Here is a 24,490-nt window from a genome sequence, read left to right as displayed (position 1 = left end):
AAAAGGGCGGTTACCCGCCCCTTCTGCTTACTTGCCGCCGGCCAGCGCCGGCGTGCGCGGTGGCACCAGGCGCCTGGAGCCGGTCGACTCGAAGGCAGCCGCCAGGCGCAGCAATGACGAATCGTCGTAGGCGCGACCGGCAAAGGTCAAGCCCACCGGCATGCCGATATCGGCCATCACGCCCATCGGCACGGTCACCGTCGGCACGCCCAGGTGACGGATCGCCAGGTTGCCGTTGGCCACCCACACGCCGTTGCTCCAGGCGATGTCAGCCGACGCCGGGTCGACATCAGCGTTGGCCGGGCCAACATCAGCGACAGTCGGGAAGATCACCACGTCAAGCTTGAGCGCGTCCATCCAGTCTTCAAGGTCGATGCGCCGGGTCTGTTCCAGGCCGCGCAGGCCGTCCGGCACGGTGCTGATCTGGTCCCACGGGGTGATGCCGCGCTCGGCCATGCGCACGTATTCGTCCATGCCAGCGGCCAGGTCGCCTTCGCGGTTGGGCAGCGTGCCCGGATCATGCGGGAAAATCTTCGGCCCGTCGACGTCAACCAGGCGGTTGAGCTTGGGGTCGCCGTTGGCCTGGAGGAAATCATCGAAAGCCCAGGCAGTCAGATCCCACAGCTCGTGGTGGAGGAACTCCTTGGACACCAGGCCGCGATTGAACACGGTCGGCGCCCCCGGGCGATCGCCTTCGCAGTTGGACACCAGCGGGAAATCGACTTCGATGACGTCGGCGCCGGCCGCTTCCAGGGCCTTGCGCGCCTGCTCCCAGAGAGCGATCACCGATGGCCGGGTGTTGATCCGCTGGCCGGTCGGGCCACCGATGCCCGGGGCTTCGCTGGTACCGGCCTCTGGGTCGGCATTGATGTACATGCGCGGCACGCCGAAACGCTTGCCCTTGAGCGCTGCGGCATCGGCTGCAAGCTCGTGGTAGGAGGCCGGGCGCACCGAGTCGACGCTGGGGATCGGCACCCAGGGCTGCAGGCGCCACAGATCGCCGCGTTTGTCCGGGTCTTCGGCGACGACGATGTCGAGCACTTCGAGCAGGTCGGCCATGGTCCGGGCAAAGGGCACCACCACGTCCATGGTCGGCGTCAGCGGCCAGTTGCCACGCACCGAGATCACCCCGCGCGAGGGCGTGTAGGCGCACAGGCCGTTGTTCGAGGCCGGGCCGCGACCACTGGACCAGGTTTCTTCGGCCAGGCCGAAGGCGGCAAAGCTGGCCGCCGTGGCGGTACCGGCGCCGTTGGAGGAGCCGGAGGCAAACGGTGCGGTCAGGTAGTCGGCGTTGTACGGGCTTTCGGCGCGGCCATAAACGCCGCGCTGCATGCCGCCGTTGGCCATCGGCGGCATATTGGTCTTGCCCAGGCAAATGGCGCCGGCAGCGCGCAGGCGCTCGATGGTGAAGGCGTCGCGATAGGCCACCAGGTCAGCGAAGGCCGGGCTGCCGGAGGCGGCGGTCAGGCCCTTGACCAGGTAGCTGTCCTTGGCGGTATACGGGATGCCGTCGAGCGGGCCGAGGGTCTGGCCCTGGGCGCGGCGTTCGTCAGAAGCCTGCGCTTCGTTCAGCGCTTCGGGGTTGTGCACCACTACAGCATTGAGCTTGGTGGCAGTGTTCGCGCCATCGTAGGCGTCGATGCGCGCCAGGTAGGCCTTGACCAGCTCCACCGCGGTGGTCTGGCCGGACTCGAGCGCAGCGCGCAGCTGGGCAATGGAAACCTCTGTGACTTCGATCATGCTGCTACCGCCGAGGGTTGATGGCTGACTGGGTTAAGGCTTGCACCACACGGGGTCTGGAGCACGGGGATTTCACGGCTTTGAAGATGGGTTCGCATAGTTGTTCTCATTGCACGGCATGACGCTGCAGGGTCTGGACGAATTACCTGAGCGGCCTATTTAGCACCAAAATTGCCCACAGCGGAACGGGGAGCCAGCGGGCAGCGGTGCATTCAGCCGCGTGCGAAGGTGCAAAATCGGCCGCCAGGCCTGGGCGAGGCGCAGATATTCAGCTTTACCCCTCCCACCACCACGAGCATCATGCGCACTTCGCGTTCACGGAGGATTTCGCACATGTTCAGGGCACTTTTCGACACGCTGTTCAAGCGCACGCCTACCGAGGAAGGCTTTGCCCGTACCTTCATCAAGGCCGCGCGCGCCGGCGGTTATGCCGAGCCACTGGACTATCAGGCCGACGACTTTCGCCTGCGCTACGGCGCCGGCAGTTACTTCAACCTGCACAACGCCTACCGTGACTACCTGAACGCCGACAAGGGCCGCAAAACCGAGGTACTCAACAGCTACCTGCGCGGCCTGATCGACAGCCGCAACAGCACCGCGGTGCAGCCCCTGGAGCAGGTTCGGCCGCTGCTGCGGCCGGTGATCCGCAACCTGGCCATGCTCGAAGAGATCCGCCTGCATCAGGTCCGTCATCACGGCTGGGACTCGCCCTGCCCCATGGCCTGGCAGCCGTTCTGCGAAGACTGCGTGACCTTGCTGGCCATCGACTACCCCGACACCACCTCGACCCAGACCGCCGGCCCGCAACAGGACTGGGGCATCAGCCTGGAGCAGGCGCTGGCGATTGCCCTGGACAACCTGCGCGACGCCAGTCCCGATGCCTTCGAGGCGATCCTGCCCGGTTTGTACCAGGGCGCCTGGAAGGACGGCTACGACACCAGCCGCGTGCTGCTGCCCGACGTGCTGCAGCGCTTGGCGCTCAAGGGCCAGCCGGTGTTCATGATGCCCAGCCGCGATGTGCTGATGGTCACCGGCGACAAGGACGCCGACAACCTGCGGCAGATGGTCGAGCTGAGCTTCCAGGCGCTGGAGCACGGCCGCGCGCAGTCGAGCCAGATCTATACCTATCACGACCGCCGCATCGTGCCCTTCCAGGTGCAGGACGCGCACCTGCAAGCGCGCCTGGGCGACCTGCAGCGGCTGCTGCGCCACGGCATCTATAGCACGCAAAAAGAGTTTCTCGACAAGATTCACGAAGCCCATCCCGAGGACATCTTCGTCGCCACCCACAGGCTTTACAGCGACGCCGAAAACGGCAATAGCAGCTTTTCGATCGCGGCCTGGACCGAGGGCGTGTTCACCTCGTTGCCGCAAACCGACCGGGTGATCCTGGTCCAGCCCCAGGCAGACGGCTCGGCCCAGACCCAGGTGGTGGCCTGGCACGAGGTCGAGACGCTGCTGGGCGAGCTGCTGGCTAAAGACGGCGAGCTCTATCCGCCACGCTTTCGCACCCTCGGCTTTCCCAGCGCCGAGCAGTTGAGCCAGCTGACGCCCATGGGCTGAAGCCGCCATTCTGGTAAAGTTTGCCCACCGCTATTAACAACCAAGAACAATCGCGATGAAGCCCCTGAACCAGCCTCGCCTCATTGTGTTCGTCGCCTACCCGCAGATGGGCCTGCTTGACCTGACCGGTGCGCAAACGGTGTTCTGGGCGGCGTCCAGGGCCATGCAGGCGCGTGGCCTGCCCGGCTACCAACTGCATACCGCCAGCCTTGAAGGCGGCCTGATGGCCAGTGCCGAAGGCCTGGCCGTGGATACCTCGCGCCTGGAGCAACTGGCCGCAGCAGCCGTTGATACCTTCATCGTCCCCGGCGCCCCGGCGATCTGCCAGACCCTGGGCGACTACGGCGCGCTCACCACCTGGCTGCAGGCCAATGCCGCTCGCGCCCGGCGCATCGCCTCGGTGTGCAGCGGGGCCTTTCTGCTGGCCAAGGCCGGCCTGCTCGACGGTCGCCGCGCCGCCACTCATTGGGCCATGTGCGACAGCCTCAGGCAGACATTCCCGGCCATCGAGGTGGACGCCGATGCGATCTTCATCCAGCACGGCACGGTGTGGACCTCGGCCGGGGTCAGTGCCGGCATCGACCTGGCCCTGGCCCTGGTAGAAGCCGACTGTGGGCGCGAGGTGAGCATGGCCGTCGCCCGTGAACTGGTGGTGTACCTCAAGCGCCCCGGCGGCCAGGCCCAGTACAGCACCCTGCTGCAATCACAAAGCCAGGACGCCGCCGCGTTCGAGCAACTGCACCTGTGGCTCGGCGAAAACCTCGGCGACCCGCGCCTGAATGTCGAGCGCCTGGCCGAACAGGCGTGCATGAGCCCGCGCAATTTCACCCGCCTGTACAAGCTCAAGACCGGCCGCACGCCGTCCAAGGCCATCGAACTGTTCCGCCTGGAAGCCGCCCGGCGGCTGCTGGAAAGCTCGACCCGCAATATCGAACAGATCGCCCGCCAGTGCGGTTTTGCCGATGAAGAACGCATGCGCAACACCTTCCAGCGTCACCTGTCGATCTCGCCGCGCGACTACCGCAGCCGCTTCAGCGCTACGGTCTGAACAACCTGGCTGAAACTCAGGGGTATTTGGCCTGGGGCCGCCGCCGCCCTGCCCTTACGATCATGCCATCGGCAGTCAACCTGCCCCGTGGTCACTCGTCGTCAGGAGCTCTCCCATGCAACAGCACATTGTGGTTATCGGCGCAGGTTTTGCCGGCGTCTGGAGCGCCTTGAGCGCAGCACGGCAGCTGGACCTGCAAGACCGGCAGGACGTCACCATTTCGGTACTCGCCCCGCAAGCCGAACTGCGCATGCGCCCGCGCTTCTACGAAGCTGACGCGCATACCCTGTTCGCCCCGCTGGGGGCGTTGTTCGAGGCGGTTGGCGTGCGCTTTGTCCAGGGTTCGGCAACAGCCATCGACACCCAGGCCAGGACCGTCGGCTACCGCAACGCAAGCGGCGCCCTGCAGCAACTGCGCTACGACCGCCTGGTGCTGGCGGCCGGCAGCCAACTGATGCGCCCGAACCTGGCCGGCATGCACCAGTACGCCTTCGATGTCGATGAAATCGAATCGGCAGTGCGCCTTGAGCAGCACCTCAAGCGCCTCAAGTCCCAGCCCTCGAGCCTTGCGCGCAACACCGTGGTGGTCGCCGGCGGCGGCTTTACCGGCATCGAAACCGCCACTGAAATGCCCGCACGCTTGCGCGCGGCGCTGGGTGACGACAGCGAGGTGCGGGTGATCATTGTCGACCGCGGCAGCAAGGTGGCCGCAGCCATGGGCGAGGCCATCGCCCCGGCGATTGTCGAGGCCAGCGCACAACTGGGCGTCGAGTGGCTGCTCGATGCCATGGTGGAGTCGGTCGATGCCCACGGCGTGACCCTCGCCGATGGCCGGCGCATCGAGGCCAGCACGGTGATCTGGACCGTCGGTTTTCGCGCCAACCCGCTAACCGCGCAAGTGCCTGGCGAGCGCAACGGCCAGGGGCGCCTGCAAGTCGATGCCAACCTCAAGGTCATCGGCCAGGAGCATGTGTATGCCGCAGGTGATGTCGCTTGCGCCGCCACCGATGAGCTGGGCAATTACTCGCTGATGTCCTGCCAGCACGCCATCGCCCTTGGCCGTCACGCCGGCAACAATGTCGCCGCCGACCTGCTTGGCGTCGCCCCGCTGCCCTACCGCCAACCCAAGTACGTGACCTGCCTCGACCTTGGGGCCTGGGGTGCGGTGTTCACCGAAGGCTGGGAGCGTCAGCTGAAGTTGGTGAAGGAAGAAGCCAAGGCCCTCAAGACCCAGATCAATACCCTGTGGATCTACCCGCCGGTGGCGGATCGCGCTACCGCCCTGGCCGCCGCTGATCCGATGATTCCGGTAGCCTGAGGTACGGGGGCTGGATAAAAGCGGTGCAAAACGGCATCCTCCCGGCCTTTTGCCCGCCTGCCTGACCGGCCAAGGAGTTACCCATGCACGACCAGCCACTCGCCGCTGCCGACTTCGCGTTCCTCGACGCCACTTTGCAGCAGTACGGCGATGACCACTCGGTGCTCAACGCCTCGGAGCTCGACGGCTACTTCACTGCGCTGGTGTCGAGCCCGGTGCAGGTGGACATCAGCGAGTGGTTCCCGGCGATCTGGGGCGGGCAGATGCCGGAATGGCAAAACGCTGCTGACTGCCAGCGCTTCGTCGAGCTGTGTGCCCGTCACCTGAACAGCCTGGCCACCCAGCTGGTTGAAGCGCCGCAGGCATTTGCCCCGCGCCTTGAGCAGACCGAACACCAGGGCCAGCCGCTGCCATTGGCAGAGGAATGGTGCTTTGGTTATTTGCGCGGTATCGCCATTGCCAACTGGCCGGTGCTGCCTGAAGCGCAAATGCAGGCCTTGCAGGTGATTACCGGCTGGGCCGAGCAGGATGAATTCGAGCTGCCGGCGAACCTGGACGTAGCCTTGCATCGTCAGCGGGTGGTGGCGATTGCCCCGGCGGCGCGGGCGCTGCATGACTACTGGCTGGCGCAGCGCTGATTGGCTCTGTGGTGCATTACGACCGCTTTGCGCTCGATCGCGGGCAAGTCCCGCTCCCACAGGGGAGCGGAATTGACCCGCGATGAGGCTTACTTGAGATCGAACCGGTCCAGGTTCATCACTTTCGTCCAGGCCGCGACGAAGTCCTTGATGAATTGCTCCTTGGCGTCGCGACTGGCATAGAACTCCGCCAGCGCCCGCAGTTGCGAGTTGGAACCAAACACCAGGTCGACCCGGGTGCCGGTCCATTTCACCGCGCCAGTCTTGCGGTCACGCCCTTCGAACGTTTCGTTGGCCGCCGACACCGGCTTCCACTCCACGCCCATGTCCAGCAGGTTGACGAAAAAGTCGTTGCTCAGTGTACCCGGCTGCTGAGTGAAGACGCCGTGCTTGCTTTGCCCGGCATTGACCCCCAGCACCCGCAGGCCGCCCACCAGCACGGTCATTTCCGGCGCGCTCAAGGTCAGCAGTTGCGCTTTGTCGATCAGCAAGGCCTCAGCCGGCACCCGGTAGCTGTTCTTCAGGTAGTTGCGAAAACCATCGGCATTGGGCTCAAGAAAACCGAACGACTCGACGTCGGTCTGCTCCTGCGAGGCATCCATGCGCCCCGGGGCAAACGCCACGCGGATATCGACCCCGGCGTTTTTTGCCGCCTGCTCGACGGCGGCGCTGCCTGCCAGCACGATCAGGTCGGCCAGGGAGATTTTCTTGCCACCGGCCTGGGCACTGTTGAAGTCGTTCTGGATGCCTTCCAGCACGCTCAGCACCTTGGCCAGTTGCTCAGGCTGGTTGGCCTGCCAGAACTTCTGCGGCGCCAGGCGCAGGCGCCCGCCATTGGCCCCGCCGCGCTTGTCGGAGCCGCGGAAGGTCGAGGCCGCCGCCCAGGCCGTGGACACCCGTTCGGCCACCGACAGCCCCGACGCCAACAGCCTGGCCTTCAGTGCGGTCACGTCGCTGTCATCGACCAGGGCATGGTCGAGCGCCGGGATCGGGTCTTGCCAGAGCAGCTCTTCGCTGGGCAGTTCCGGGCCCAGGTAACGCGACAGCGGGCCCATGTCGCGGTGGATCAGCTTGTACCAGGCACGGGCAAAGGCATCGCTCAATTGCTCGGGATTGGCCAGAAAGCGCCGCGAGATCGGCTCGTAGATCGGGTCGAAGCGCAGCGACAGGTCGGTGGTGAGCATGGTCGGGTTGCGCCGTTTGTTCGGGTCGTGGGCATCGGGGATGATCCCCGCACCGGCGCCGTTTTTTGGCGTCCACTGGTTGGCCCCGGCCGGGCTCTTGGTCAGTTCCCACTCGAAGCCGAAGAGGTTTTCCAGGTAGTTGTTGCTCCAGCGCGTTGGCGTGGTGGTCCAGGTCACTTCCAGGCCGCTGGTGATGGTGTCGGCGCCCTTGCCCGTGCCAAAGCTGTTGCGCCAGCCCAGGCCCTGTTCTTCAAGACCGGCGGCTTCCGGTTCCGGGCCGACGTTATCGGCAGGGCCGGCGCCGTGGGTTTTACCGAAGGCATGGCCGCCGGCGATCAGGGCCACGGTTTCTTCATCGTTCATGGCCATGCGTGCAAAGGTTTCGCGGATGTCCTTGGCGGCGGCGACCGGGTCGGGGTTGCCTTCCGGGCCTTCCGGGTTGACGTAGATCAGGCCCATTTGCACCGCGGCCAGGGGGTTTTCCAGGTTGCGGCCCTGGTCGGTGCGGCTTTCTTCGTTGCCGTGCTGCTCGGGCTCGGCGACCAGGGTACCCTCACCAGGCTCCTGCATCGGCTGCGGGCCCTTGCCGTAGCGGGTATCGCCACCCAGCCACTTGTTTTCCGAGCCCCAGTAGACGTCTTCATCCGGCTCCCAGACATCCGCGCGGCCGCCAGAAAAACCAAAAGTCTTGAAGCCCATGGATTCCAGGGCAACGTTGCCGGTGAGCACGATCAGGTCGGCCCAGGAGATGCTCCGGCCATACTTCTGCTTGATCGGCCACAGCAGGCGCCGGGCCTTGTCCAGGCTGACGTTGTCAGGCCAGCTGTTGAGCGGCGCGAAGCGTTGTTGTCCGGAGCCTGCGCCGCCACGGCCATCACCAGTGCGGTAGGTGCCGGCGCTGTGCCAGGCCATGCGGATGAACAGCGGCCCGTAATGACCGAAATCCGCTGGCCACCAGTCCTGGGAATCGGTCATCAGCGCATGCAGGTCTTGTTTCAGGGCTTGAAAGTCCAGGCTCTTGAAGGCCTCGGCATAGTTGAAGCCATCGCCTTGGGGATCGGACTGCGGCGAGTGCTGGTGAAGGATCTTCAGGTTCAGTTGGTTCGGCCACCAGTCGCGGTTCGTCGTACCACCGCCAGCGGCATGACTGAACGGGCATTTCGATTCAGTAGACATGGGTGAGCTACCTTTGTATCCAGCGTTTTAGTTATCTCCACATCAGGTCCGGCCGGCACCCGCCAGCGCATCATCAAGGCTAGTCCCGGCCCCGGCAGTCAGCAAATAGACGCAGTATTGCCCGCCGATAGCCATAATCTCTTATACCAACCCCAGGGAAGGAGCAGATCGTAGCGATAGCCGCCTCACCTGAGGTCATGACCATGAACAGCCGTCCGCGTCGCACCGCCTACCACGAAGCCGGCCATGCCCTGGCCTTCTGGTGGAACGGCCTGGCGATCAGGCGGGTAACCGTGCGCACCCGGGCAGAAGCGCTGATCGGGCCGATGGTGGATTTGCGCGGCAACCTGCAGGCAGTGAAGGGCCTGGTCGAGGCGGACTACCTGGTGCCCCTGCCCGCCTTCGAGCCGCCAGGCATCGCCGAACACCTGCCGTCGATGATCGAGCTGATCGAACGCGACCTGCTCAACTGCTTCGCCGGCCCCGTGGCCGAGGCAATTTACCGTCACAGCGCCGATGATCGCTTTCTCACCACCAGTGGCGCCAGCGACCTGCGCCGGGCCCATGAACTGATCGCCCTGCTGCCGGCGCGCCAGGTTGCGCAGGCCGGGCCCGTGGCCCTGGTTCGCTGTCACAGCCTGCTACGCGCTTACTGGCCGGTGCTGCGGGTGCTCGCCGAACGGCTGCGCGAGCAAGGCGTACTGGACGGCGAAACACTGATCGAGCTGCTGTGCCAGTTGACCGGCGAGACCCCGCAACGGCTCGGCAATCCGCTGGCAGGCCTGGACAGGCGCTGGCAACAACGGTCGGTGTGAGCTTCAGCCTGAGGGCGGCGCAGATGCTGGCGATCGTGCCCGCTCAGTGCAAGGCCCGGGTCACGAGGAAGTTCACCAGTTCCGGCTCGTCGTCCAGTTCGATCGAGCGTACCGGGCGCGGCAGCTTGTCGAGCACCGCGCGCCAGAAGGCATGGGCGGTTTCGTCCTGGTCGTAGTAGCGTACCAGCCACTGGTTCTGCCCGCTCGCCAGCACCTGGCTGGCCAGGGCGCTGGCGATGCCCTTGCGCCGGTAGCGCTTGAGGATGAACAGGTCGGCCAGCTCCAGGGCGTCTAGGCCGGGCAGTTCGCTGCGCTCGATCAGCAGGAAGCCGGCGATGTAGCCATCGACCAGGATCAGGTTGGCGCTCCACTGCAGCTCTTGCCAGTAGCGTTGCAGGTGCTCGTCATGCACATAGAAACGGCCATCGACCTCAACGTCTTCCTGTTCCCAGTCCGACGACTCGTAGGCGTAAAACTGGTAGAGGTTGCGGATCAGCTCGATCTGCTCGGGGCCGGTTTGCAGGAGCTCGACAGTAAGGTCGCTCATGGCTGGACCTCATACAGCGGAAGAATCGACGGCATTGGTATCTCGATAAGTGAACGAACAGCGCGTTTTGCGGGCGCTATTGTTTACAAAAGCCGGGGCCAATGCCATCGCTAAAACATGTCACCCGGCAGCTAGCGCGGCGACCGCGTCGATTTCGATCATCATGCCGTCGAGCGCCAGGCGCGGCACCGGGATCAGCGTGCAGGTCGGGGTCATGTTGCTGCCCCAGGCCCGCTGGGCCTCGCTACCCCAGATACGCAGCCTGGCCTCGTCGTGGTCGACGATCAGCAGGGTCAGCTTGAACACATCGGCCAGGCTTGCGCCTCTGGATGCCAGGGCGATCTGCAGATTGCCCAGGGCCTGGCGTGCCTGCTCGGCAAAGTCATTCGACAAGCGGCCCTCAGGGTCTTCACCACCCTGCCCGGCGATGTACAGCAGCCGGGCATTGGCGGCGACTTCAGCCACATGGGAGTAGGCATTGGCGCTGGGATCATAGAGGCCTTCGGGGTTGGACAGGTGGAAAGCTGCGGTCATGGTGCTGCTCCGAATGATGGGAGCGGCGAGTATCAAACCTCGACTTAAGTAGAGGTCAAGCCTGATGTTGCCAGCGCTGCGCAGGGGGCAATGATGACTGGCGTGTTAATCTGGCCCCTCGCACGGATTCGACCAGAGAGCAGACATGCCAATCGACCTACCTGACACCCTACGCCCACTGTTCATTGCCGCCGGATGGCCGGCCAACAACCCGCTACCGGCCAGTGTGCCGGCGAACCATCCGGCGGCCACGCTGCTGCTGAGCCTCAACGGCCTGTGCGTCGGCCACTGTGGCGCCGGTGAAGAATGCGCTGCCGGCGACATCGAGTTCAGGGCCAAGCCCGCCCTGCACGACGACAAAGTCATCGTGAGGATGCAACACAAGCTCAACACCACCCTGGTGTGCATCGGCGATGTCCACCACGGCCATGGCGCGCTGTTTGTCGACAGCCAGGGCGCCTGCTACCTCATGAGCCAGGTTCACGATGCCTTCTGGCTGCTGGGCAGCACCTTTGTCGTTGCTGCAGAAAGCCTGCTGCTGGGCCGTCAGCCACAAGCGCAACTGCTGTGAAATTCAGGCGCAAATAAGGCAAATTGCTGGCCCCCTGCTAGCCGCTTCGTTGGCAAACTCGCTTTCTTTTCAGCAAGTTAGGTAGGTGCTATGCGGGCTTATGGATTAACCCTGGCAGCGTTTTTTCTGCTCGCCCTCCCGCTCGGTGCCCAGGCCAAGGCCCTGGGCAACAATGACCGCTACATGTGCAGTTGGGGTTCGCAGATTGCCGCCGGCGCGCAGCAGTCGAAGCTGTCCGGGGTGACCCTGTACGCCGCGCGCAAGCGCCTGCAGGTGCGTAAGTTCAACAAGCCGTGGATGCGCATGACCGCCATGGGCATCACCGAACAGACCTACAACAGCCAGTCACGCCTCAAGCCCGCAGCCATCCAGCAGACCTACTACGAGCAATGCGTCAGCCATGCGCTGGCGCGGCGCTGAACACCCCGGCCGACTCAAGGGTTTCAATCAGCCGCTCGGGCCACACTATGTCGGTGGTTTGCCGCAGTTCCTCGGCCGACCACCAGCGATGATCGGCCATCACCTCGGCCTCCGAAGCCGTCCAGCCCTGGCGGCACAGCTGCTGGTTTTGCGCCTGGATCAGGTAATACTGCTCGACCGACGTGACCCACTCGCCGCTGGGTAGCTGCATGGTAAAGCGCCGCTCGCTCAAGTGCGCGCCCACGGCGTCGACCTCGATGCCGGTTTCTTCGCGCAGCTCGCGAATGGCGGCCTGTTCGAAGTTTTCGCCCTCCTCCACACCGCCTCCGGGCGTTGCCCAGTAATCGTCACCGGCCAGCGCGCCGTTGCGATGGACGAAGCGAAACAGCAACACGCTGCGGGAGGGGCTGATGACTAACAGCCGGGCTGATTTACGTTCACGCATCGTGGTGTTCCTGTCCTTGGTTTATGATCGCGGGCGAAATTCTACCGGGCTCCAGGGATGAACAACGACAAATCTGCGCCGACAACCAGCGATTTTCACGGCAGCTGCCTGTGCGGCGCCGTCAGCTACCGCATCAACACCCCGCTAAAAGCCGTCAGCCACTGCCACTGCAGCCAGTGCCGCAAAGCCCATGGCGCAGCCTTCGCCACGTACGCCAGCGTGCCGGCTGCGGCCCTGAGCTGCAACGATCCGCAGGGCATGTTGCAGGTGTTCAAGTCATCACCCACGGTGAGTCGCAGTTTTTGTTCAGGCTGCGGCGCGAGCCTGTTCTGGGCCAACGCCAGTGGCGAGTATCCGGACTGGATCAGCGTTGCGCTGGGCACCCTGGATACGCCGTTCGAGCCTGCCCGGCAAAAACATGTGCATGTACAGTCCAAGGCCTGCTGGCTGGTGATTGGCGATACCTGGCCGCAACACCAATAGACTGAAATAACTTCAACGCAAGGACGCCCCCATGTATCGCTTGATTTATGCCGGTTTCAGCGTGCTGATGGTGTTGGCTACCCCGGCCCAGGCAAGCAGCCTGTGCCCCGGCGCCAACACCGAAGTGCAGATGCTCGAATGCATGCAGCGCTCGCTGAAAAAATCCGATCGGCAATTGAATCAGCTCTATCAGGAGCTGGTCACACGTTTCAAGGAAGAAGGCGCGTCACCCGGGCGCCCGACCCAGGACGTGGCGCTGAAAAAAGCCCAGCGCGCCTGGATTGCCTTTCGTGATGCCAGCTGTGAACTGGAGACGTATGAGTCGGTTGGCGGCAGCGGCTACGCCACCATCCATACCCATTGCCTGTTGAAGCAGACGCAAGCCAGAGTCCAGTATCTGAAGCGGATTTCCGGGATGCCTTGAAGGGTCATGGATGGCTGCCTGCAGCCCCACATAACCTGCATGGCCTCACACCTGGTACTCAAGCCGATCCGCCTCCACCGGCGTCGGCACTTCCCAGCGAAAGTACATGCGCTCGATATCCTTGTTGCGCAGCGTGGTGTCGCGACGGGCGTTGCGGCGCATCAGCTCGCGCTCGCTCTGCTCCAGGTACACCAGGCGCACGTCGGCGTCATAGCTGTAGAGCAGGTCGAGGGTCTTCTTGCGCATCTGTTGCGACAAGTGCGTGCTGTTCCACACGAAGGGCTCACGGCGCCGTAGCAAGGTCTTGGCCTTGTCGATCGCGTACTGCGCTACCGGGCCTTTGTCACCATGGCTCAGGCCCAGCTCCTGGCGGGCATCGTCGAACGACACCACGGCCAGATCCGCTGCGTGCTGGTTGACCCAGGTGTCCTTGCCGCTGGCCGGCAGCCCCGCCAGCATGATCACCTGCGAGCCCTGCACCTCGCGGTACAGGCTGTACTGCGGCAGCACCGAGGCACCGCGAAAGTAGCAGCGCCGGGTGTAATCGTCGGCAAAGGCCTTGGGTCGATCCAGGCAGCCTTCGTCTTCGGCCAGCAGGCGAAATACTTCGATGTCATCGAGCAGCCCCTGCTTGCCGGCAAAGCCGCGGCCCTGCATGTCGGCGCTGGCCACGGCGCAGAGCATCCACACCGGCAACTCCCACGACAGGCGATGGAGGATCTGTTCGGCCGAACGCCCGCTCTTGTCCCCGGCCAGGGCAAAGAACGGCAACTGGTGCACGCTGATGATCCGGCAGATGCTTTCGCGCAGCTCAAACGGCACCGCGGCCTGCCACAACAAGATGCGCGCATCCACCGCGCCGCGGCGCGAATGCCCGGGCTGGCCGATCTTGCCGGTGACTTCATCGATCACCGTGCACGACGGCTTGGCGATGTCGTGCAGCACTGCAGCGTAGAACAGCACGAACTGCTGATCTGGGGTGGCGCGCTGATAGGCAGGGTCGGCGAGCAAGGCATCGACCACCATCATGGTGTGGGTCCAGACGTCGCCCTCCTGGTGGTAGACCGGGTCCTGCGGGGTTGCCGCCAAGGCGCGCAGAGACGGGATCGCCTCGAGCAGCGCCGGGTAGTCGACCGCGCGCCCGGGGCCGGGCATCAGCGCTCGCAATGTGTTCATGTCCATATCATTCAACTCCTTGTTCGGCGGCCTGCAGGCTGGCCCAGGTAACCTGGGGCTCGGGCGCATACAGGTCGACACCGGCGGCCAGCAGGTTGGGGATGTAGGGCTGGCGCAGGTGGTGCTCATCGGCTTCGAGGATGGCCTGGACAAAGTCGTGGCGCACCCATTTGATCCGCCCGGTGGTGTGCTCGGCGGTTTCGATTTTCAGGTACAGGCCCTCCATCAGGTCGGAGCGGTCGCCCTGGTTCCAGGCCTTGGCAAAGTCCAGTTGCTGACGGGCGATGACCTCGGCAAACGCGTCTTTCCAGCGTTGCGACTTGGCCTGGGAATGGCCGACCAGGGCAAGCAGGTCGTTCAGCCGAGGCGGTGCAATGCCTTGGAACAGCACCGGTACCGACAACACCGGGCCGCCGGCAAGCAACTGCTGGCGCCGTGCGGTGGAGAGGAACACCTGCGCCTCCCGGTCCCAGATATCGAACTCGAAGAACAGGTGCGGGAGCTGGTCGTAGAACACGCTGTGGCGCTTGCTCATCACCTCGCCGAACAGCACGTAGCGGTCTTCCAGGTGCTCGAGCAGCCAGTGTTCATGGCAGGCCGCCCATTGCTTGAACTGGTTGAACTGGCGCTCGCGGCTACCGCCGGCCAGGTAATGGCCACGGGACTGCAGCAACAGCTCGCCGGCGGCAGAAAAACTGATCGCGGCATTGGCGCCGTCGAGCTTTTCCTCGACCACCAGGTACTGGCCCTTCAGTTCGCTGTAAGGCAGTTGGTCATGGTCGCTATCGCCCGATTGCAGGCGAGAACTTTGCAGGTGTGGGGTGCGCGGGTACTTAAACAGGTCGAGCTGCGCGAGCTCGCGGATATCGAGTGTCATGGGTCTTCTCCAAAAGGGCGAAAACCGACGACAGCGGGCAGGTGAAAGTGCGTGCGCAGGCAGGCACCAACAGGCTTAAACGTCCGTCGTCGGCATCAGGCGTGTTGGTTGGCGTGGGGCACTGGCTTCACCTAAATAATGAGGGGTGGTGGATCTGAGGGGGCGGATTGGAAACGAGATGGGGGTGGGCTGTCAAGCGCTGTGTTGTCTGGGACGGCCTCATCGCGGGTCAAGTCGGGTCGCCGCACCGCCGCTCCTACAGGTACTGCGCCCATCCTGTGGGAGCGGGTCTTGCCCGCGATCGAGCGCGCAGCGGTCGTAATCCAGTCAACACTTCATGTGCTGACTGCACTGGCCTCATCGCTGGCAAGCCAGCGCCCACAAATGTATCGGTGAAAACCTCAGGCAGATTGGCGCTGCGCGTCGTTGAGCGCTCCCCCCTTCGCGCTGTTACGCTCATGCCCCTGGCGCAAGCGCAGCGCCGCCAGGGCCGCCACCACCAGCACTACAGCGATGAACTTCAAACCGTTCACGGCATTGCCGGTGCTTTGCTCGATCATGCCCATCAGCGACGGCCCGAAGAAGCCGCCAAGCAAGCCGCAGGAGTTGACGAAGCCCAGGCCACCCGCCAGCGCCGCACCTTTGAGGCGCGAGGCCGGATACAGGAAGATGATCGACTGGACCACAAAGAACATCAGCGCCGACAGGCAAAAGCCCAAGAGGCTGAGTACCGGCCCCGCCTGGGAGGCGATGGCCAGGCCCAAGGCCATGGTCAGCAAACCGCTGACCAGGATCCGTCGCGCCCGTTGCGCCGTGCTGGCAAACCGCGGCAGGACGATCGCCCCGGCCGCTGCCGCCAGCCACGGCAAGGAGGTGAGAAAACCGATCTGCAGCACGCTCAGGTCGCCGTACTTGCCGATAATCCCCGGCAGGAAAAAGATCACCGTGTAGATGGTGATCTGGTGGCAGAAATAGACAAAGATCGCCAACAGGATCTGCGGCGTCAGGCACTGCTTGAGCGAGTGCCCGCTGTGGCCGGCGCCCTCCTCGGCCTCGCTGGCCAGTTGGCGTTCGATCTGCTCGGCTTCAGCGCTACTCAGCCACGGCGCCTTGCTCGGCCGGTCGGGCAGCTTCTTCCACACTACGTAGGCGAAGAACACCGCCGGCAAGCCTTCGAGCATGAACATCCACTGCCAGCCATGCCAGCCCATCAGGCCGTCCATCTGCATCAACGCCGCGCCCAACGGCCCGCCGATGATGTTGGCAAAACACACCCCGAGCAGGAAGTAGCCGGTAGCGCGGGCGCGCTGTTCGCGGCCGAACCAGTAGGTCAGGTAGAGCATCACCCCGGGGAACAAGCCGGCCTCGGCGATGCCCAGCAACAGGCGCAGCACGTAGAACGAAGTCTCGCCCTGGACGAAGGCCATGGCGGCGGAAATCAGGCCCCAGGTCACCATGATCCGGGCAATCCAGAAGCGTGCGCCGACCCTGTGCATGATCAGGTTGCTGGGCACTTCCGACAGCGCATAGGTAAGGAAAAACAACCCGGCGCCCAATCCGTAGGCGGCCGCGGAAATGCCCAGGTCGACATCCAGTTGATGCTTGGCCAGGGCGATGTTGGTGCGGTCGAGAAAGCTCAGCACATAGGCGGCGATCAGCAACGGCATGAGTTTGACGAACAGCAACCGGTTGAGGGTTGCAGGATCACGGGGCACAGTCAGTTCTTCGGGCGATCTTGTAATTGTCATGGCACGAATCTCTAGTGTGACGACAGCGATGGGAACATCCCCGGCCAGGCTCGGCCGGGGCATGCAGGCAAGCTAGAAATCGACTGCGTAGCGGCCTTTGAGGCTGAGCATTTCTCGCGCCTCGTCGGGGCTGGCGACACGCCCGCCGAGGGCTTCGATCACCGTGCGGATGCGCTTGACCTGCTCGGCATTGGACGCCGCCAGCTTGCCCGGGCCGTCCCACAGCGAGTCCTCAAGGCCCACGCGCACGTTGCTGCCCATGGCCAGGCCCATGGTGCCCAGGGGGATCTGGTTGCGCCCGGCGCCGAGGATCGACCACTCATAGTTGTCGCCAAACAGGCGGTCGGCGGTGCGGCGCATGTGCGCTAGGTCTTCGGGGTGGCCACCGATGCCGCCGCGCAGGCCGAACACCGACTGGATGAACAACGGCGCCTTGAGCAACCCGCGCTGGAGGAAATGCGCGGCGGTGTACAGGTGACCGATGTCGTAGCACTCGATTTCGAAGCGTGTGCGGTTCTCGGCGCAAGCGTTGAGGATGTAGGTGATGTCGCGGAAGGTGTTGCGAAAGATGCGGTCGTCGCTCTCTTCCAGGTACGGCCGCTCCCAGTCGTGCTTGAACTCGGTGAAGCGCTCGAGCATTTCGTACAGGCCGAAATTCATCGAGCCCATGTTCAGCGAGGCCAGCTCCGGCTTGAGCTGGGCCACCGGCTGCAGGCGCTCTTCAACGCCCATGGTCGGCGCGCCGCCGGTGGTGATGTTGATCACCACATCGCTCTGCGCCTTGATCTGCGGCAGGAACTGGCGAAACAGCTCGACGTCCTGGCTGGGCTTGCCGTCGAACGGATCACGGGCGTGCAGGTGAACGATTGAAGCACCCGCCTCGGCGGCACCGATGGCGGCGTCGGCGATTTGTTGCGGGGTGATCGGCAGGTGCGGCGACATCGACGGCGTATGGATGGCACCGGTGACGGCGCAGGTGATGATGACCGGGCGTTTCTTGGACATGCGTGTTCTCCGTTTTTATTCTTGGCGAGAAAGCAGTGCGGTAAAAGCGCAGGTACAGCTCAGAGGTATTCGACGTTGCCATCGACGCTGATGGCTTGCCCGGTGATGTTGCGGGCAGCTGGCGAGCAGAGGAACAAGGCGGTGGCGGCGACGTCTTCGGCAGTGACCATGCGCTTGAGGGAAATCTTCTTCAGGTACTCCTCGCGCATCAGCGCCTCGGATACCCCCACTTGCGCGGCACGGGCGCGAATCACCCCGTCCATGCGCGGCCCTTCGACGATGCCGGGCAGCAAGGCATTGACGCGGATATCGCTGTCGCCAAGCTCCGAAGCCAGGGATTTCATCAGGCCGACGATGGCCCATTTGGTCGCCGCATACGGCGTGCGCCAGGCGTAACCGAGGCGCCCGGCCACCGAGGCGATGTGCAGCAGGTGGGCGTTGGGCGAGTCCTTGAGCAGCGGCACTGCGTGGTGGGCGAAGCGGTATTGCGCGGTCAGGTTGATGTCGATGGTGCGCTGCCAGTCGTCGTCGCTGATGGCATCGATACCGGCGGTAGGCCCGGCGATGCCGGCGTTGTTGACCAGCACATCGAGGCCGCCGAACTGCTCGCGCTGAACCTTGAACAGCGCCTCTATCTGCGCCGCATCGCCGACGTCGGCGCGGGTGGCGACGCTGCCTGGGTAGCGGTCGCGAAACGCCGCCAGGGCCGCCTCGCTGACATCACAGACATGCACCCTGGCCCCGGCTTCGATATAGGCCGCCGCCAGCACTTCACCGATACCGGCGGCGCCGCCGGAAATCAACACCCGCAGGCCCGGATACGGCGTCAGACGCTTGAGAACGCTCATGCTTTTTTCACTCCAGAAACAGACCGCGCGCGGTCGTTGTTGACCAGCAGGCGCGCCAGGGAGTCGGCGGCCTGCATGATGTCGTCGGTCACCGCCGCCCGCGCCGCCGCCGCATCGCGGTCGGCCAGGGCGGCGACGATGCGGTCGTGGGCTTGCATCGAGCGCTGCAGGTGGGCTTTGTCCGGGGCGACCAGGGCAAAGCACGGGCCCATGTGCAGCCAGAAATTCTCCACCGCGGCGACGGTCAGTTCAGCCTGGGCCACGGCATAAATGCGCCGGTGAAAGGCAAAGTTGCCCCACAGGTAAGCCGGCACGTCGACCTTGTCGGCGGCGGCCTGCATCTGCACGCAGAGCTCGGTGATTTCAGCCAGGTCGGCATCGCCCAGATGGGCCACGGCCTTCTCGGCCAGCAAGCCTTCGAGGGCCACCCGCGCATCGCGGATTTCGCGCAGGCGTTCAGTGGTCATCACCCGTACCCGCAGGCGCGAGGTTTCAGTGACTTCAAAGGCATTTTCGGCGCTCAGGCGCTGCAGTGCTTCACGCACCGGCATGGGGCTGGAACCCAGCGCTTCGGCCAGGCCACGGATGGTCAGCTTCTGCCCGGGCTGAAAACGCCCGCTCATCAGCGCTTCGCGGATCTGCCGGTAGACCTGGTCTTGCAGGGTATCGCGGGACACCTGGCGCAGGGCCGGCAACAGGACGGGACGGTCGGTCATGGAAAAAGCCTGTGTTGTCGTTCTTGTGATACGAATATGTGATCACAAATCAAATATGTCAAATGATATCAGCGACAACGACGAAACGCCCTGACGGTTAGGGGCAGGGCATCTGTCAGGCTCGGGTAATGATTATCGTGGTGTCGGCGGCGTCGCCAGGTCACTCGGCCAGCGCTGCTGCAACCGACCGTCAGCCCGCATCTGCTCCAGCGCCTGTTGCCAACGCTGCACGCGCTGGCGAGTATTGCGTGCAGGCAGGTGGCGATCAGCTTCATGTATCGATCTCAGGGTCAACCAGCGCAGGCTGATCGCGAATTGATAGCGACCAGTTACAACATACGCTTGACAGAGCTGACCGCCTCCAAAAGCGCCGCGCCCACAACGCCTTCGTTGAAAGCCGGCGTGGGTACGGCGTGGGTACGGCACTTACTCTTCTTCGTACACCTTGCATTCAAGCTTGATGTCTTCAGATTGTTTTTCCTTGTTGGATGGATCCGCCCGCGATTGCTTCTCGGCATCCTGGACACTGGATGCTTTATAAGAGTCGTATCCAAAATCCTTTTTCTGGTTGTCCTCCATCTTGCTGTATTCACAAATGTACTTTTCAGTCTCGGCCCAGCCTGCCAGCGGCGACGCCATCAAGATCAACCCGCAGACCAACACTGCTTTTCTGGATGTATTCATCAGCTTGTGCTCCTGCACAAATTCGATTTACAGGGTGGTTGTTGCCCGGTGCCTGAAACCTTCGCTGACTGCCTGCAACCAAACACCTCGGCCCCGTTGATGCTATCGATCGAGAACAACAGCGTCACCTGACATAAATGCCAGGTACCCCGCGCGCAAAGAGGGGTGCAAACGGCGGCGAGTACCGCTATTGCGCCATGAATTTCAATGACCTATAACGCGCTCCATGACGATGATCCGCTCCTCCCCCTCCATCACCTCGCGGACTTTGGCGTAGCCGAGCCGGGCATAAAACCCCTCTGCAGTGATTGATGACGGCACCCGCAGCACCATCTGCCCCGCTTGCCGGGCCAGGTTTTCAAGCGCCTGCATCAGCGCACGACCCACGCCGGTGCCCTGCACCCCTGGCGCCACAAACACGCTGCGCAGCACATTGCCGTGCAGGCTGGCAGTGGCAACCAACTGCTGGTCGAGCAGCGCCACCAGCACCTGGCGCTGCTCAAGCAAGGCCAGTATTCGCTCTGCAGTAAAGCTCTGCTCGACCTGGGCGATCAGCGCCGCCGAATAATCGGCGGCGTTGGTCTGCTGCAAGGACTGGATGATCACCGCGCTGATGGCGCTGGCGTCGGCGGGCGTGGCGGGGCGAATGTGCAGGGGCATCGGCTCGTTCCGTGAGTCAGGGTCGGGACGCCAGTGTGCCGTGTGTCAAAGCCGGCTAACAGCCTTGAGCCTCTGTTGAAGTGCTGCGAACCTTGCCAGGCAACGCCAGGGCGATCAGCACACCCAATAGCGCGATCCCGCCGCTGACCAGTACTGCACGCTGCAAGCCCAGCGCGTAACCTTGCTGCCAGGCTGCGCCGCTCAAGCCGTCGAGCCCCTGGTTGGCCAACCCCACCAGCAGCGCCAGGCCCAACGCCCCGCCAATCTGCTGGACGGTAGACGCCATCCCTGACGCCACGCCCTGCTCGGCCGCCTCAACCCCCTGCCCGGCGCACACCCACATGGCCGTCCAGGTCATGCCCTGGCCGATGCTGAGCAAGGCAATCGGCGCCAGCAGGCGGGCAAAAGCGCCATCCCCGGGCAACATCCAGCCGAGCCAGAGGATACCCAGGCCGCCGGCCAGCAAGCCGATAATCAAGGTGCTGCGCAAACCCAGGCGGGCCAGCGCCCGTTCGGCAATGCCGATGCCCAGGGTGCACACCAGGGTCGCCGGCAAAAACGCCAGGCCGCTGGCAAGCACGCTGTAGCCGTAGACCTGCTGGAAGTACAAGGCCAGGAAGTAGTACTGCACGCTGAAGCTGGCCATGAACACTGCGGTCAGGCCCATGGCCGCGCGCAGGCCCGGGGTGCGCAGCAGGCGCAGCGGCATCAACGGGTCGCGGCTGCGGGTTTCGATCACCACAAACACCGCCAGGCAGATGAGTGCGGCCGCCAGCACGGTCCAGAACAGCGGCCGTTGCCAGCCCCAGCTCGGCCCTTCGATCAGCGCCAGCACCAGCAGGCTGCCGCCGAGGGTGATGGTCAGGGCACCGGCCAGATCAAACGAGCGCCCCTGGGCCCGTGGCGGGTCGATCGGAATCCAGTAGCCGGCGGCCCAGGCGCAAGCCCCCGCCAGCGGCACATTGACCAGAAATACCGCCTGCCAGCCCAACCACTGGGTGAGGATGCCGCCGAGCAAGGCGCCGAGGGCCAGGCCCGCGGCCGAAGCGGCGCTCCAGATCGCCAGGGCGCGAGTGCGCGGCGCACCTTCGGCGTACTGGCTGTTGATCAGCGCCAGGGTCGCGGGGAACAGCAAGGCACCCGCCAACCCCTGCAGCGCCCGCGCCAGCACCAGGATCTCGGCCTGATGGGTCAGACCGCCGGCCAGCGAGGCGATGGCGAACAAGCCCTGGCCAAGCCGATACAGGCGCCTGCGGCCGAGCAGGTCGGCGGCGCGTCCGCCAAGCAGCAGGCAGCCGCCAAAGGCCACGCCGAAGGCGCTGATGATCCATTGCAACTGGCGCGGGCCGATGGCCAGGTGCTCGCCAATGGTCGGCAAGGCGACGAAAACAATGGTGTAGTCCAGGGCAATGATCAGTTGGGCGCACGCCAGCAACAGCAGCATCAATGCAGGGTGGCGCGGGGTGGGAGTCGACATGCGGGGCATCCTTGGCAAGAAGGCGCCAGTGTCTTTCATGCGCCAGGCATGATAAATACGCTGCCAGTTCTTTCAGTAATGACTTTAATCATGGATCTGAACACCGTTGCCCTGCTGCTCAAGGTCGCCGAGCTGCGCAGTTTTACCGCCGCGGCCGCCAGCACCGGCTTGACCCAGTCAGGCTTGTCGCGGGCAATCCGCCGCCTGGAAGAGCAACTGGGGGTCAAGCTGCTGCACCGCAACACCCGCAGCGTCAGCCTGAGCGCCGACGGCCTGCTACTGCGCGAGCGTTGCGCCCCCTTGCTGGCCGGCTTCGAGGAAGCCGAGCAACTGCTGCTCGACCGCCGCTGCGAACCCAGCGGCACCCTGCGCCTGAGCCTGCCCTCGGCCTTTGGCCGGATCGTCATCCTGCCGCTGCTGGGCGAACTGACCCAACGCCATCCCCAACTGGTGGTGGATGCGACCATGACCGATCGCCTGGTCGACCTCGCCGAAGAAGGCTTCGACGCCGCGGTGCGCATCGGCCCGCTCAGCGATGTGCGCCTGGTGGCCCGGCCGCTGGCGCCGATGCACTGGGTGACCGTCGCCTCCCCCGCCTACCTGGCCCGCCACGGCATGCCGCAGACCCTCGAAGACCTGGCCCGGCACAACTGCCTGGTGGTGCATAACCCCTACCTCGGGCGCCGGGTCGACTGGCAGTTCGTCCAGGACGGCAAGCGGGTCGACGTGCAGGTCAGCGGGCAGCTGCTGTTCGATGTCGGCGACCCGCTGATCGATGCCGCGCTGCAGGGGTTCGGCATTGTCCAGGTGATGGATTTCGTCGCCCGCCAGGCCCTGGCCGACGGGCGTCTGGTGCCGGTGCTGGAGCCGTTTTCCGGGCGCTGGCGTGAACTGGCATTGGTCTACCCGCCGTCGCGCCAGCACTCGCCGCGCCTGAAGGTGTTCAGCGACCTGCTGCAGGAGTGCTGGCCGCGCGCCTGGAGCTGACGATTGCCTTTTGCCGGGCGCCGGGCCTATAGTCGCAGCCGGCGTCAACCACGCCACCCGTCCGCGGAAAGGGCTGCGCCCAGGCTGTACACCCCACATTTTTGTCTACGACTCCCGGCCTGACAGCGGACAAGGCTCGCACAAGGAGTTCGTATGCCTGCTCGACTGTCGTCGCCGTCCCATGACGGGCGCATCAATCTTGAACAACAACGCAAACGCGCCAAGGAGTTGCTGCAGCGCCTGCGCAGCGGTACCGCGCCCGAGCAACTGGCGCTACTCGGCCCTGCCTCACCGCGCCTGGCCGATGCCCAGTGGCTGATTGCCCGCGATCTGGGCTTTGCCAGCTGGCCCAAGCTCAAGGCGCATGTCGAGGCCATCGAGTTTGCCGCCCGCCACCCGCAATTTACTGCCGATGACGAAGCCGCCACCCAGCATTGGCGCTGCGGCAACGACATCAGCCACAGCCTGCGCCTGGCCGGCTTCACCGGCGCCTTTCAGATGCTCAGCGACCCGCTGGTGATGGGCCCGGTGCGCGACGTGCCGACAGTGCCTTACCGCGCCCTGCGCAGCGACTACATCAGCCAGGCCTATGGCCTGGAGCTCGCCGAAGTACAGCGCAAGATGGACACCGAATACGCCGACCTGGCCCGCCTCGACGGCTGCCCCAGCGCGGTGCTCTGGTGCGAGGCGGATGCCTATGACCAGCTGTTTTTGATCCGCGTGCTGGCCGGCTTGGCCAAGCCGCCGCAGCGCCTGGAGCTGATCGAGATTGACAGAATGCCCGGGGTCGAGCGGTTTATCGGCATCGGCCAGTTGGCCCCGGACGTATTGGCCTGGTTGTGGCCGCAGCGCCGGGCAGTGGATGGGCCCATGCTGCAACTGGCGCGCGAGGCCTGGGCAGCGTATTGCGCCCCCTCGCCACTGGCCTGGGCACAGTTGGCCCATCGCCAGGACCTGGCCCTGCCCTTGCTCGCCCCAGCGCTGCTACGCCAGTTGCAGGAGCTGCCGGGCGTGGACGACGGTCTGTCGCTGAGCGAACGCCTGGCGCTGCAGATCATCAACGAGTTCGGCGAGGTGCCGTTCGGCCGGGTGTTTGCCGAACTGATGGGCAAGCGCGAGCCACTGCCCTACCTGGGCGACATGATGTTCCATGCCCTGCTGCGCCCGCTGATCGATTCGCCGACGCCGCTGCTCATCCAGGCGCAGGCTGAGCTGGACTGGCCGCGCCGGCCCCTGAGCCTCACCCCGCTGGGCGAGCAGGTGCTGGCGGGCCAGGCCAACTGGCTTGAGCAGCAGGCCCCCGAGCGCTGGGTCGGTGGTGTGCCCCTGCTGCCCGGGCAAGGGCATTGGGCGCTGGGCAGCGACCTGTGGCCGGTGTGGCGCAGGTAAAGAAGTCAGGTCCCTGT

General features: G+C 64.6%; 25 protein-coding genes. 11 read left to right on the top strand and 14 right to left on the bottom strand.

What is annotated here, in order from left to right:
- Positions 1–27: 27 nt before the first annotated feature.
- Complete coding sequence (locus UB48_RS23275) at positions 28–1,740, bottom strand: amidase (protein ID WP_045201303.1); 1,713 nt, start codon at positions 1,738–1,740, stop codon at positions 28–30.
- Positions 1,741–2,073: 333 nt separating this feature from the next.
- On the opposite strand from UB48_RS23275, the gene UB48_RS23270 reads away from it, so the two are divergent.
- The 4 genes from UB48_RS23270 to UB48_RS23255 all read left to right on the top strand — a co-directional run bounded on the left by UB48_RS23270 (position 2,074) and on the right by UB48_RS23255 (position 6,307).
- The gene (locus UB48_RS23270; protein ID WP_045201302.1) at positions 2,074–3,303 is read left to right on the top strand and encodes a hypothetical protein; all 1,230 of its coding nucleotides are present in this window, start codon (positions 2,074–2,076) and stop codon (positions 3,301–3,303) included.
- Between the two features lie 55 nt (positions 3,304–3,358).
- Entirely contained in the window at positions 3,359–4,351 is a 993-nt protein-coding gene (locus tag UB48_RS23265; RefSeq protein ID WP_045201301.1) for a GlxA family transcriptional regulator, read from the top strand.
- A gap of 115 nt (positions 4,352–4,466) precedes the next feature.
- Positions 4,467–5,669, top strand: coding sequence for an NAD(P)/FAD-dependent oxidoreductase (locus UB48_RS23260; protein WP_045201300.1), 1,203 nt, complete (start codon positions 4,467–4,469; stop codon positions 5,667–5,669).
- 83 nt (positions 5,670–5,752) lie between these two features.
- Positions 5,753–6,307, top strand: a complete 555-nt coding sequence (locus UB48_RS23255; protein ID WP_045201299.1) for a UPF0149 family protein — start codon at positions 5,753–5,755, stop codon at positions 6,305–6,307.
- 89 nt (positions 6,308–6,396) lie between these two features.
- Here the strand turns inward: UB48_RS23255 and katG are convergent, their stop codons facing one another.
- The gene (gene katG / locus UB48_RS23250; RefSeq protein ID WP_045201298.1) at positions 6,397–8,667 is read right to left on the bottom strand and encodes a catalase/peroxidase HPI; all 2,271 of its coding nucleotides are present in this window, start codon (positions 8,665–8,667) and stop codon (positions 6,397–6,399) included.
- A 203-nt stretch (positions 8,668–8,870) separates the two neighbouring features.
- Here katG and UB48_RS23245 point away from each other — a divergent pair, with 203 nt between their 5' ends.
- The gene (locus UB48_RS23245; protein WP_045201336.1) at positions 8,871–9,482 is read left to right on the top strand and encodes a hypothetical protein; all 612 of its coding nucleotides are present in this window, start codon (positions 8,871–8,873) and stop codon (positions 9,480–9,482) included.
- 43 nt (positions 9,483–9,525) lie between these two features.
- On the opposite strand, the gene UB48_RS23240 is transcribed toward UB48_RS23245, so the two are convergent.
- Positions 9,526–10,029 (bottom strand): GNAT family N-acetyltransferase, encoded by a 504-nt coding sequence (locus tag UB48_RS23240; RefSeq protein WP_045201297.1) that lies wholly within the window; start codon positions 10,027–10,029, stop codon positions 9,526–9,528.
- Positions 10,030–10,149: 120 nt separating this feature from the next.
- Positions 10,150–10,563, bottom strand: coding sequence for a RidA family protein (locus UB48_RS23235; RefSeq protein WP_045201296.1), 414 nt, complete (start codon positions 10,561–10,563; stop codon positions 10,150–10,152).
- Between the two features lie 145 nt (positions 10,564–10,708).
- Between UB48_RS23235 and UB48_RS23230 the strand changes: the two genes are divergently transcribed.
- Both UB48_RS23230 and UB48_RS23225 read left to right on the top strand, forming a co-directional pair.
- Positions 10,709–11,134, top strand: a complete 426-nt coding sequence (locus UB48_RS23230; protein ID WP_045201295.1) for an SUKH-3 domain-containing protein — start codon at positions 10,709–10,711, stop codon at positions 11,132–11,134.
- Positions 11,135–11,224: 90 nt separating this feature from the next.
- The gene (locus UB48_RS23225; RefSeq protein ID WP_045201294.1) at positions 11,225–11,554 is read left to right on the top strand and encodes a hypothetical protein; all 330 of its coding nucleotides are present in this window, start codon (positions 11,225–11,227) and stop codon (positions 11,552–11,554) included.
- Here UB48_RS23225 and UB48_RS23220 read toward each other — a convergent pair.
- Positions 11,529–11,999 (bottom strand): NUDIX hydrolase, encoded by a 471-nt coding sequence (locus UB48_RS23220; RefSeq protein ID WP_045201293.1) that lies wholly within the window; start codon positions 11,997–11,999, stop codon positions 11,529–11,531. The genes UB48_RS23225 and UB48_RS23220 overlap by 26 nt on opposite strands.
- A 57-nt stretch (positions 12,000–12,056) precedes the next feature.
- Here UB48_RS23220 and UB48_RS23215 point away from each other — a divergent pair, with 57 nt between their 5' ends.
- Both UB48_RS23215 and UB48_RS23210 read left to right on the top strand, forming a co-directional pair.
- A complete protein-coding gene (locus UB48_RS23215) occupies positions 12,057–12,482 on the top strand; it encodes a GFA family protein (protein ID WP_045201292.1) in 426 nt (141 codons plus the stop codon).
- A gap of 31 nt (positions 12,483–12,513) precedes the next feature.
- Positions 12,514–12,906 carry a lysozyme inhibitor LprI family protein gene (locus tag UB48_RS23210; protein WP_045201291.1) on the top strand — a complete coding sequence of 131 codons (393 nt, stop codon included), beginning with the start codon at positions 12,514–12,516 and terminating at the stop codon, positions 12,904–12,906.
- A 45-nt stretch (positions 12,907–12,951) separates the two neighbouring features.
- Here the strand turns inward: UB48_RS23210 and UB48_RS23205 are convergent, their stop codons facing one another.
- The 9 genes from UB48_RS23205 to UB48_RS23165 all read right to left on the bottom strand — a co-directional run bounded on the left by UB48_RS23205 (position 12,952) and on the right by UB48_RS23165 (position 22,106).
- Positions 12,952–14,088: an AAA family ATPase gene (locus UB48_RS23205; RefSeq protein ID WP_045201290.1), complete on the bottom strand. Its 1,137-nt coding sequence runs from the start codon at positions 14,086–14,088 to the stop codon at positions 12,952–12,954.
- Position 14,089: 1 nt separating this feature from the next.
- On the bottom strand, positions 14,090–14,959 hold the full coding sequence (locus UB48_RS23200; protein ID WP_045201289.1) for an RNA ligase family protein: 870 nt from the start codon (positions 14,957–14,959) through the stop codon (positions 14,090–14,092).
- A gap of 401 nt (positions 14,960–15,360) precedes the next feature.
- The gene (locus UB48_RS23195; RefSeq protein WP_045201288.1) at positions 15,361–16,707 is read right to left on the bottom strand and encodes an MFS transporter; all 1,347 of its coding nucleotides are present in this window, start codon (positions 16,705–16,707) and stop codon (positions 15,361–15,363) included.
- Positions 16,708–16,779: 72 nt separating this feature from the next.
- The gene (locus UB48_RS23190) at positions 16,780–17,712 is read right to left on the bottom strand and encodes a 3-keto-5-aminohexanoate cleavage protein (protein WP_045201287.1); all 933 of its coding nucleotides are present in this window, start codon (positions 17,710–17,712) and stop codon (positions 16,780–16,782) included.
- A 59-nt stretch (positions 17,713–17,771) separates the two neighbouring features.
- Positions 17,772–18,560 (bottom strand): SDR family oxidoreductase, encoded by a 789-nt coding sequence (locus UB48_RS23185; RefSeq protein WP_045201286.1) that lies wholly within the window; start codon positions 18,558–18,560, stop codon positions 17,772–17,774.
- A complete protein-coding gene (locus UB48_RS23180; RefSeq protein ID WP_045201285.1) occupies positions 18,557–19,276 on the bottom strand; it encodes a GntR family transcriptional regulator in 720 nt (239 codons plus the stop codon). Before UB48_RS23180 ends, UB48_RS23185 begins: the two co-directional genes overlap by 4 nt.
- A 426-nt stretch (positions 19,277–19,702) precedes the next feature.
- The gene (locus tag UB48_RS23175) at positions 19,703–19,960 is read right to left on the bottom strand and encodes a hypothetical protein (RefSeq protein ID WP_045201284.1); all 258 of its coding nucleotides are present in this window, start codon (positions 19,958–19,960) and stop codon (positions 19,703–19,705) included.
- 204 nt (positions 19,961–20,164) lie between these two features.
- Positions 20,165–20,620 carry a GNAT family N-acetyltransferase gene (locus UB48_RS23170; protein WP_045201283.1) on the bottom strand — a complete coding sequence of 152 codons (456 nt, stop codon included), beginning with the start codon at positions 20,618–20,620 and terminating at the stop codon, positions 20,165–20,167.
- 55 nt (positions 20,621–20,675) lie between these two features.
- A complete protein-coding gene (locus UB48_RS23165) occupies positions 20,676–22,106 on the bottom strand; it encodes an MFS transporter (protein WP_045201282.1) in 1,431 nt (476 codons plus the stop codon).
- Positions 22,107–22,187: 81 nt separating this feature from the next.
- Between UB48_RS23165 and UB48_RS23160 the strand changes: the two genes are divergently transcribed.
- Both UB48_RS23160 and UB48_RS23155 read left to right on the top strand, forming a co-directional pair.
- On the top strand, positions 22,188–23,084 hold the full coding sequence (locus tag UB48_RS23160; RefSeq protein ID WP_045201281.1) for a LysR family transcriptional regulator: 897 nt from the start codon (positions 22,188–22,190) through the stop codon (positions 23,082–23,084).
- A 153-nt stretch (positions 23,085–23,237) separates the two neighbouring features.
- Entirely contained in the window at positions 23,238–24,473 is a 1,236-nt protein-coding gene (locus UB48_RS23155; protein WP_045201280.1) for a DUF1835 domain-containing protein, read from the top strand.
- Positions 24,474–24,490: the final 17 nt, after the last annotated feature.

Origin of the sequence: Pseudomonas sp. 2(2015) (assembly GCF_000955865.1) — a bacterium.
In the GTDB taxonomy this organism is placed as follows: Bacteria; Pseudomonadota; Gammaproteobacteria; order Pseudomonadales; family Pseudomonadaceae; genus Aquipseudomonas.
Note: the sequence above shows the minus strand (reverse complement) of the source record. Positions and strands in the feature narration are given on the sequence as shown.

Excerpts from the sequence above, each read along its gene's own strand:
- UB48_RS23275 (WP_045201303.1), bottom strand. The coding sequence starts at position 1,740 with ATGATCGAAGTCACAGAGGTTTCCATTGCCCAGCTGCGCGCTGCGCTC.
- UB48_RS23270 (WP_045201302.1), top strand. The coding sequence starts at position 2,074 with ATGTTCAGGGCACTTTTCGACACGCTGTTCAAGCGCACGCCTACCGAG.
- UB48_RS23265 (WP_045201301.1), top strand. The coding sequence starts at position 3,359 with ATGAAGCCCCTGAACCAGCCTCGCCTCATTGTGTTCGTCGCCTACCCG.
- UB48_RS23260 (WP_045201300.1), top strand. The coding sequence starts at position 4,467 with ATGCAACAGCACATTGTGGTTATCGGCGCAGGTTTTGCCGGCGTCTGG.
- UB48_RS23255 (WP_045201299.1), top strand. The coding sequence starts at position 5,753 with ATGCACGACCAGCCACTCGCCGCTGCCGACTTCGCGTTCCTCGACGCC.
- katG (WP_045201298.1), bottom strand. The coding sequence starts at position 8,667 with ATGTCTACTGAATCGAAATGCCCGTTCAGTCATGCCGCTGGCGGTGGT.
- UB48_RS23245 (WP_045201336.1), top strand. The coding sequence starts at position 8,871 with ATGAACAGCCGTCCGCGTCGCACCGCCTACCACGAAGCCGGCCATGCC.
- UB48_RS23240 (WP_045201297.1), bottom strand. The coding sequence starts at position 10,029 with ATGAGCGACCTTACTGTCGAGCTCCTGCAAACCGGCCCCGAGCAGATC.
- UB48_RS23235 (WP_045201296.1), bottom strand. The coding sequence starts at position 10,563 with ATGACCGCAGCTTTCCACCTGTCCAACCCCGAAGGCCTCTATGATCCC.
- UB48_RS23230 (WP_045201295.1), top strand. The coding sequence starts at position 10,709 with ATGCCAATCGACCTACCTGACACCCTACGCCCACTGTTCATTGCCGCC.
- UB48_RS23225 (WP_045201294.1), top strand. The coding sequence starts at position 11,225 with ATGCGGGCTTATGGATTAACCCTGGCAGCGTTTTTTCTGCTCGCCCTC.
- UB48_RS23220 (WP_045201293.1), bottom strand. The coding sequence starts at position 11,999 with ATGCGTGAACGTAAATCAGCCCGGCTGTTAGTCATCAGCCCCTCCCGC.
- UB48_RS23215 (WP_045201292.1), top strand. The coding sequence starts at position 12,057 with ATGAACAACGACAAATCTGCGCCGACAACCAGCGATTTTCACGGCAGC.
- UB48_RS23210 (WP_045201291.1), top strand. The coding sequence starts at position 12,514 with ATGTATCGCTTGATTTATGCCGGTTTCAGCGTGCTGATGGTGTTGGCT.
- UB48_RS23205 (WP_045201290.1), bottom strand. The coding sequence starts at position 14,088 with ATGGACATGAACACATTGCGAGCGCTGATGCCCGGCCCCGGGCGCGCG.
- UB48_RS23200 (WP_045201289.1), bottom strand. The coding sequence starts at position 14,959 with ATGACACTCGATATCCGCGAGCTCGCGCAGCTCGACCTGTTTAAGTAC.
- UB48_RS23195 (WP_045201288.1), bottom strand. The coding sequence starts at position 16,707 with ATGACAATTACAAGATCGCCCGAAGAACTGACTGTGCCCCGTGATCCT.
- UB48_RS23190 (WP_045201287.1), bottom strand. The coding sequence starts at position 17,712 with ATGTCCAAGAAACGCCCGGTCATCATCACCTGCGCCGTCACCGGTGCC.
- UB48_RS23185 (WP_045201286.1), bottom strand. The coding sequence starts at position 18,560 with ATGAGCGTTCTCAAGCGTCTGACGCCGTATCCGGGCCTGCGGGTGTTG.
- UB48_RS23180 (WP_045201285.1), bottom strand. The coding sequence starts at position 19,276 with ATGACCGACCGTCCCGTCCTGTTGCCGGCCCTGCGCCAGGTGTCCCGC.
- UB48_RS23175 (WP_045201284.1), bottom strand. The coding sequence starts at position 19,960 with ATGAATACATCCAGAAAAGCAGTGTTGGTCTGCGGGTTGATCTTGATG.
- UB48_RS23170 (WP_045201283.1), bottom strand. The coding sequence starts at position 20,620 with ATGCCCCTGCACATTCGCCCCGCCACGCCCGCCGACGCCAGCGCCATC.
- UB48_RS23165 (WP_045201282.1), bottom strand. The coding sequence starts at position 22,106 with ATGCCCCGCATGTCGACTCCCACCCCGCGCCACCCTGCATTGATGCTG.
- UB48_RS23160 (WP_045201281.1), top strand. The coding sequence starts at position 22,188 with ATGGATCTGAACACCGTTGCCCTGCTGCTCAAGGTCGCCGAGCTGCGC.
- UB48_RS23155 (WP_045201280.1), top strand. The coding sequence starts at position 23,238 with ATGCCTGCTCGACTGTCGTCGCCGTCCCATGACGGGCGCATCAATCTT.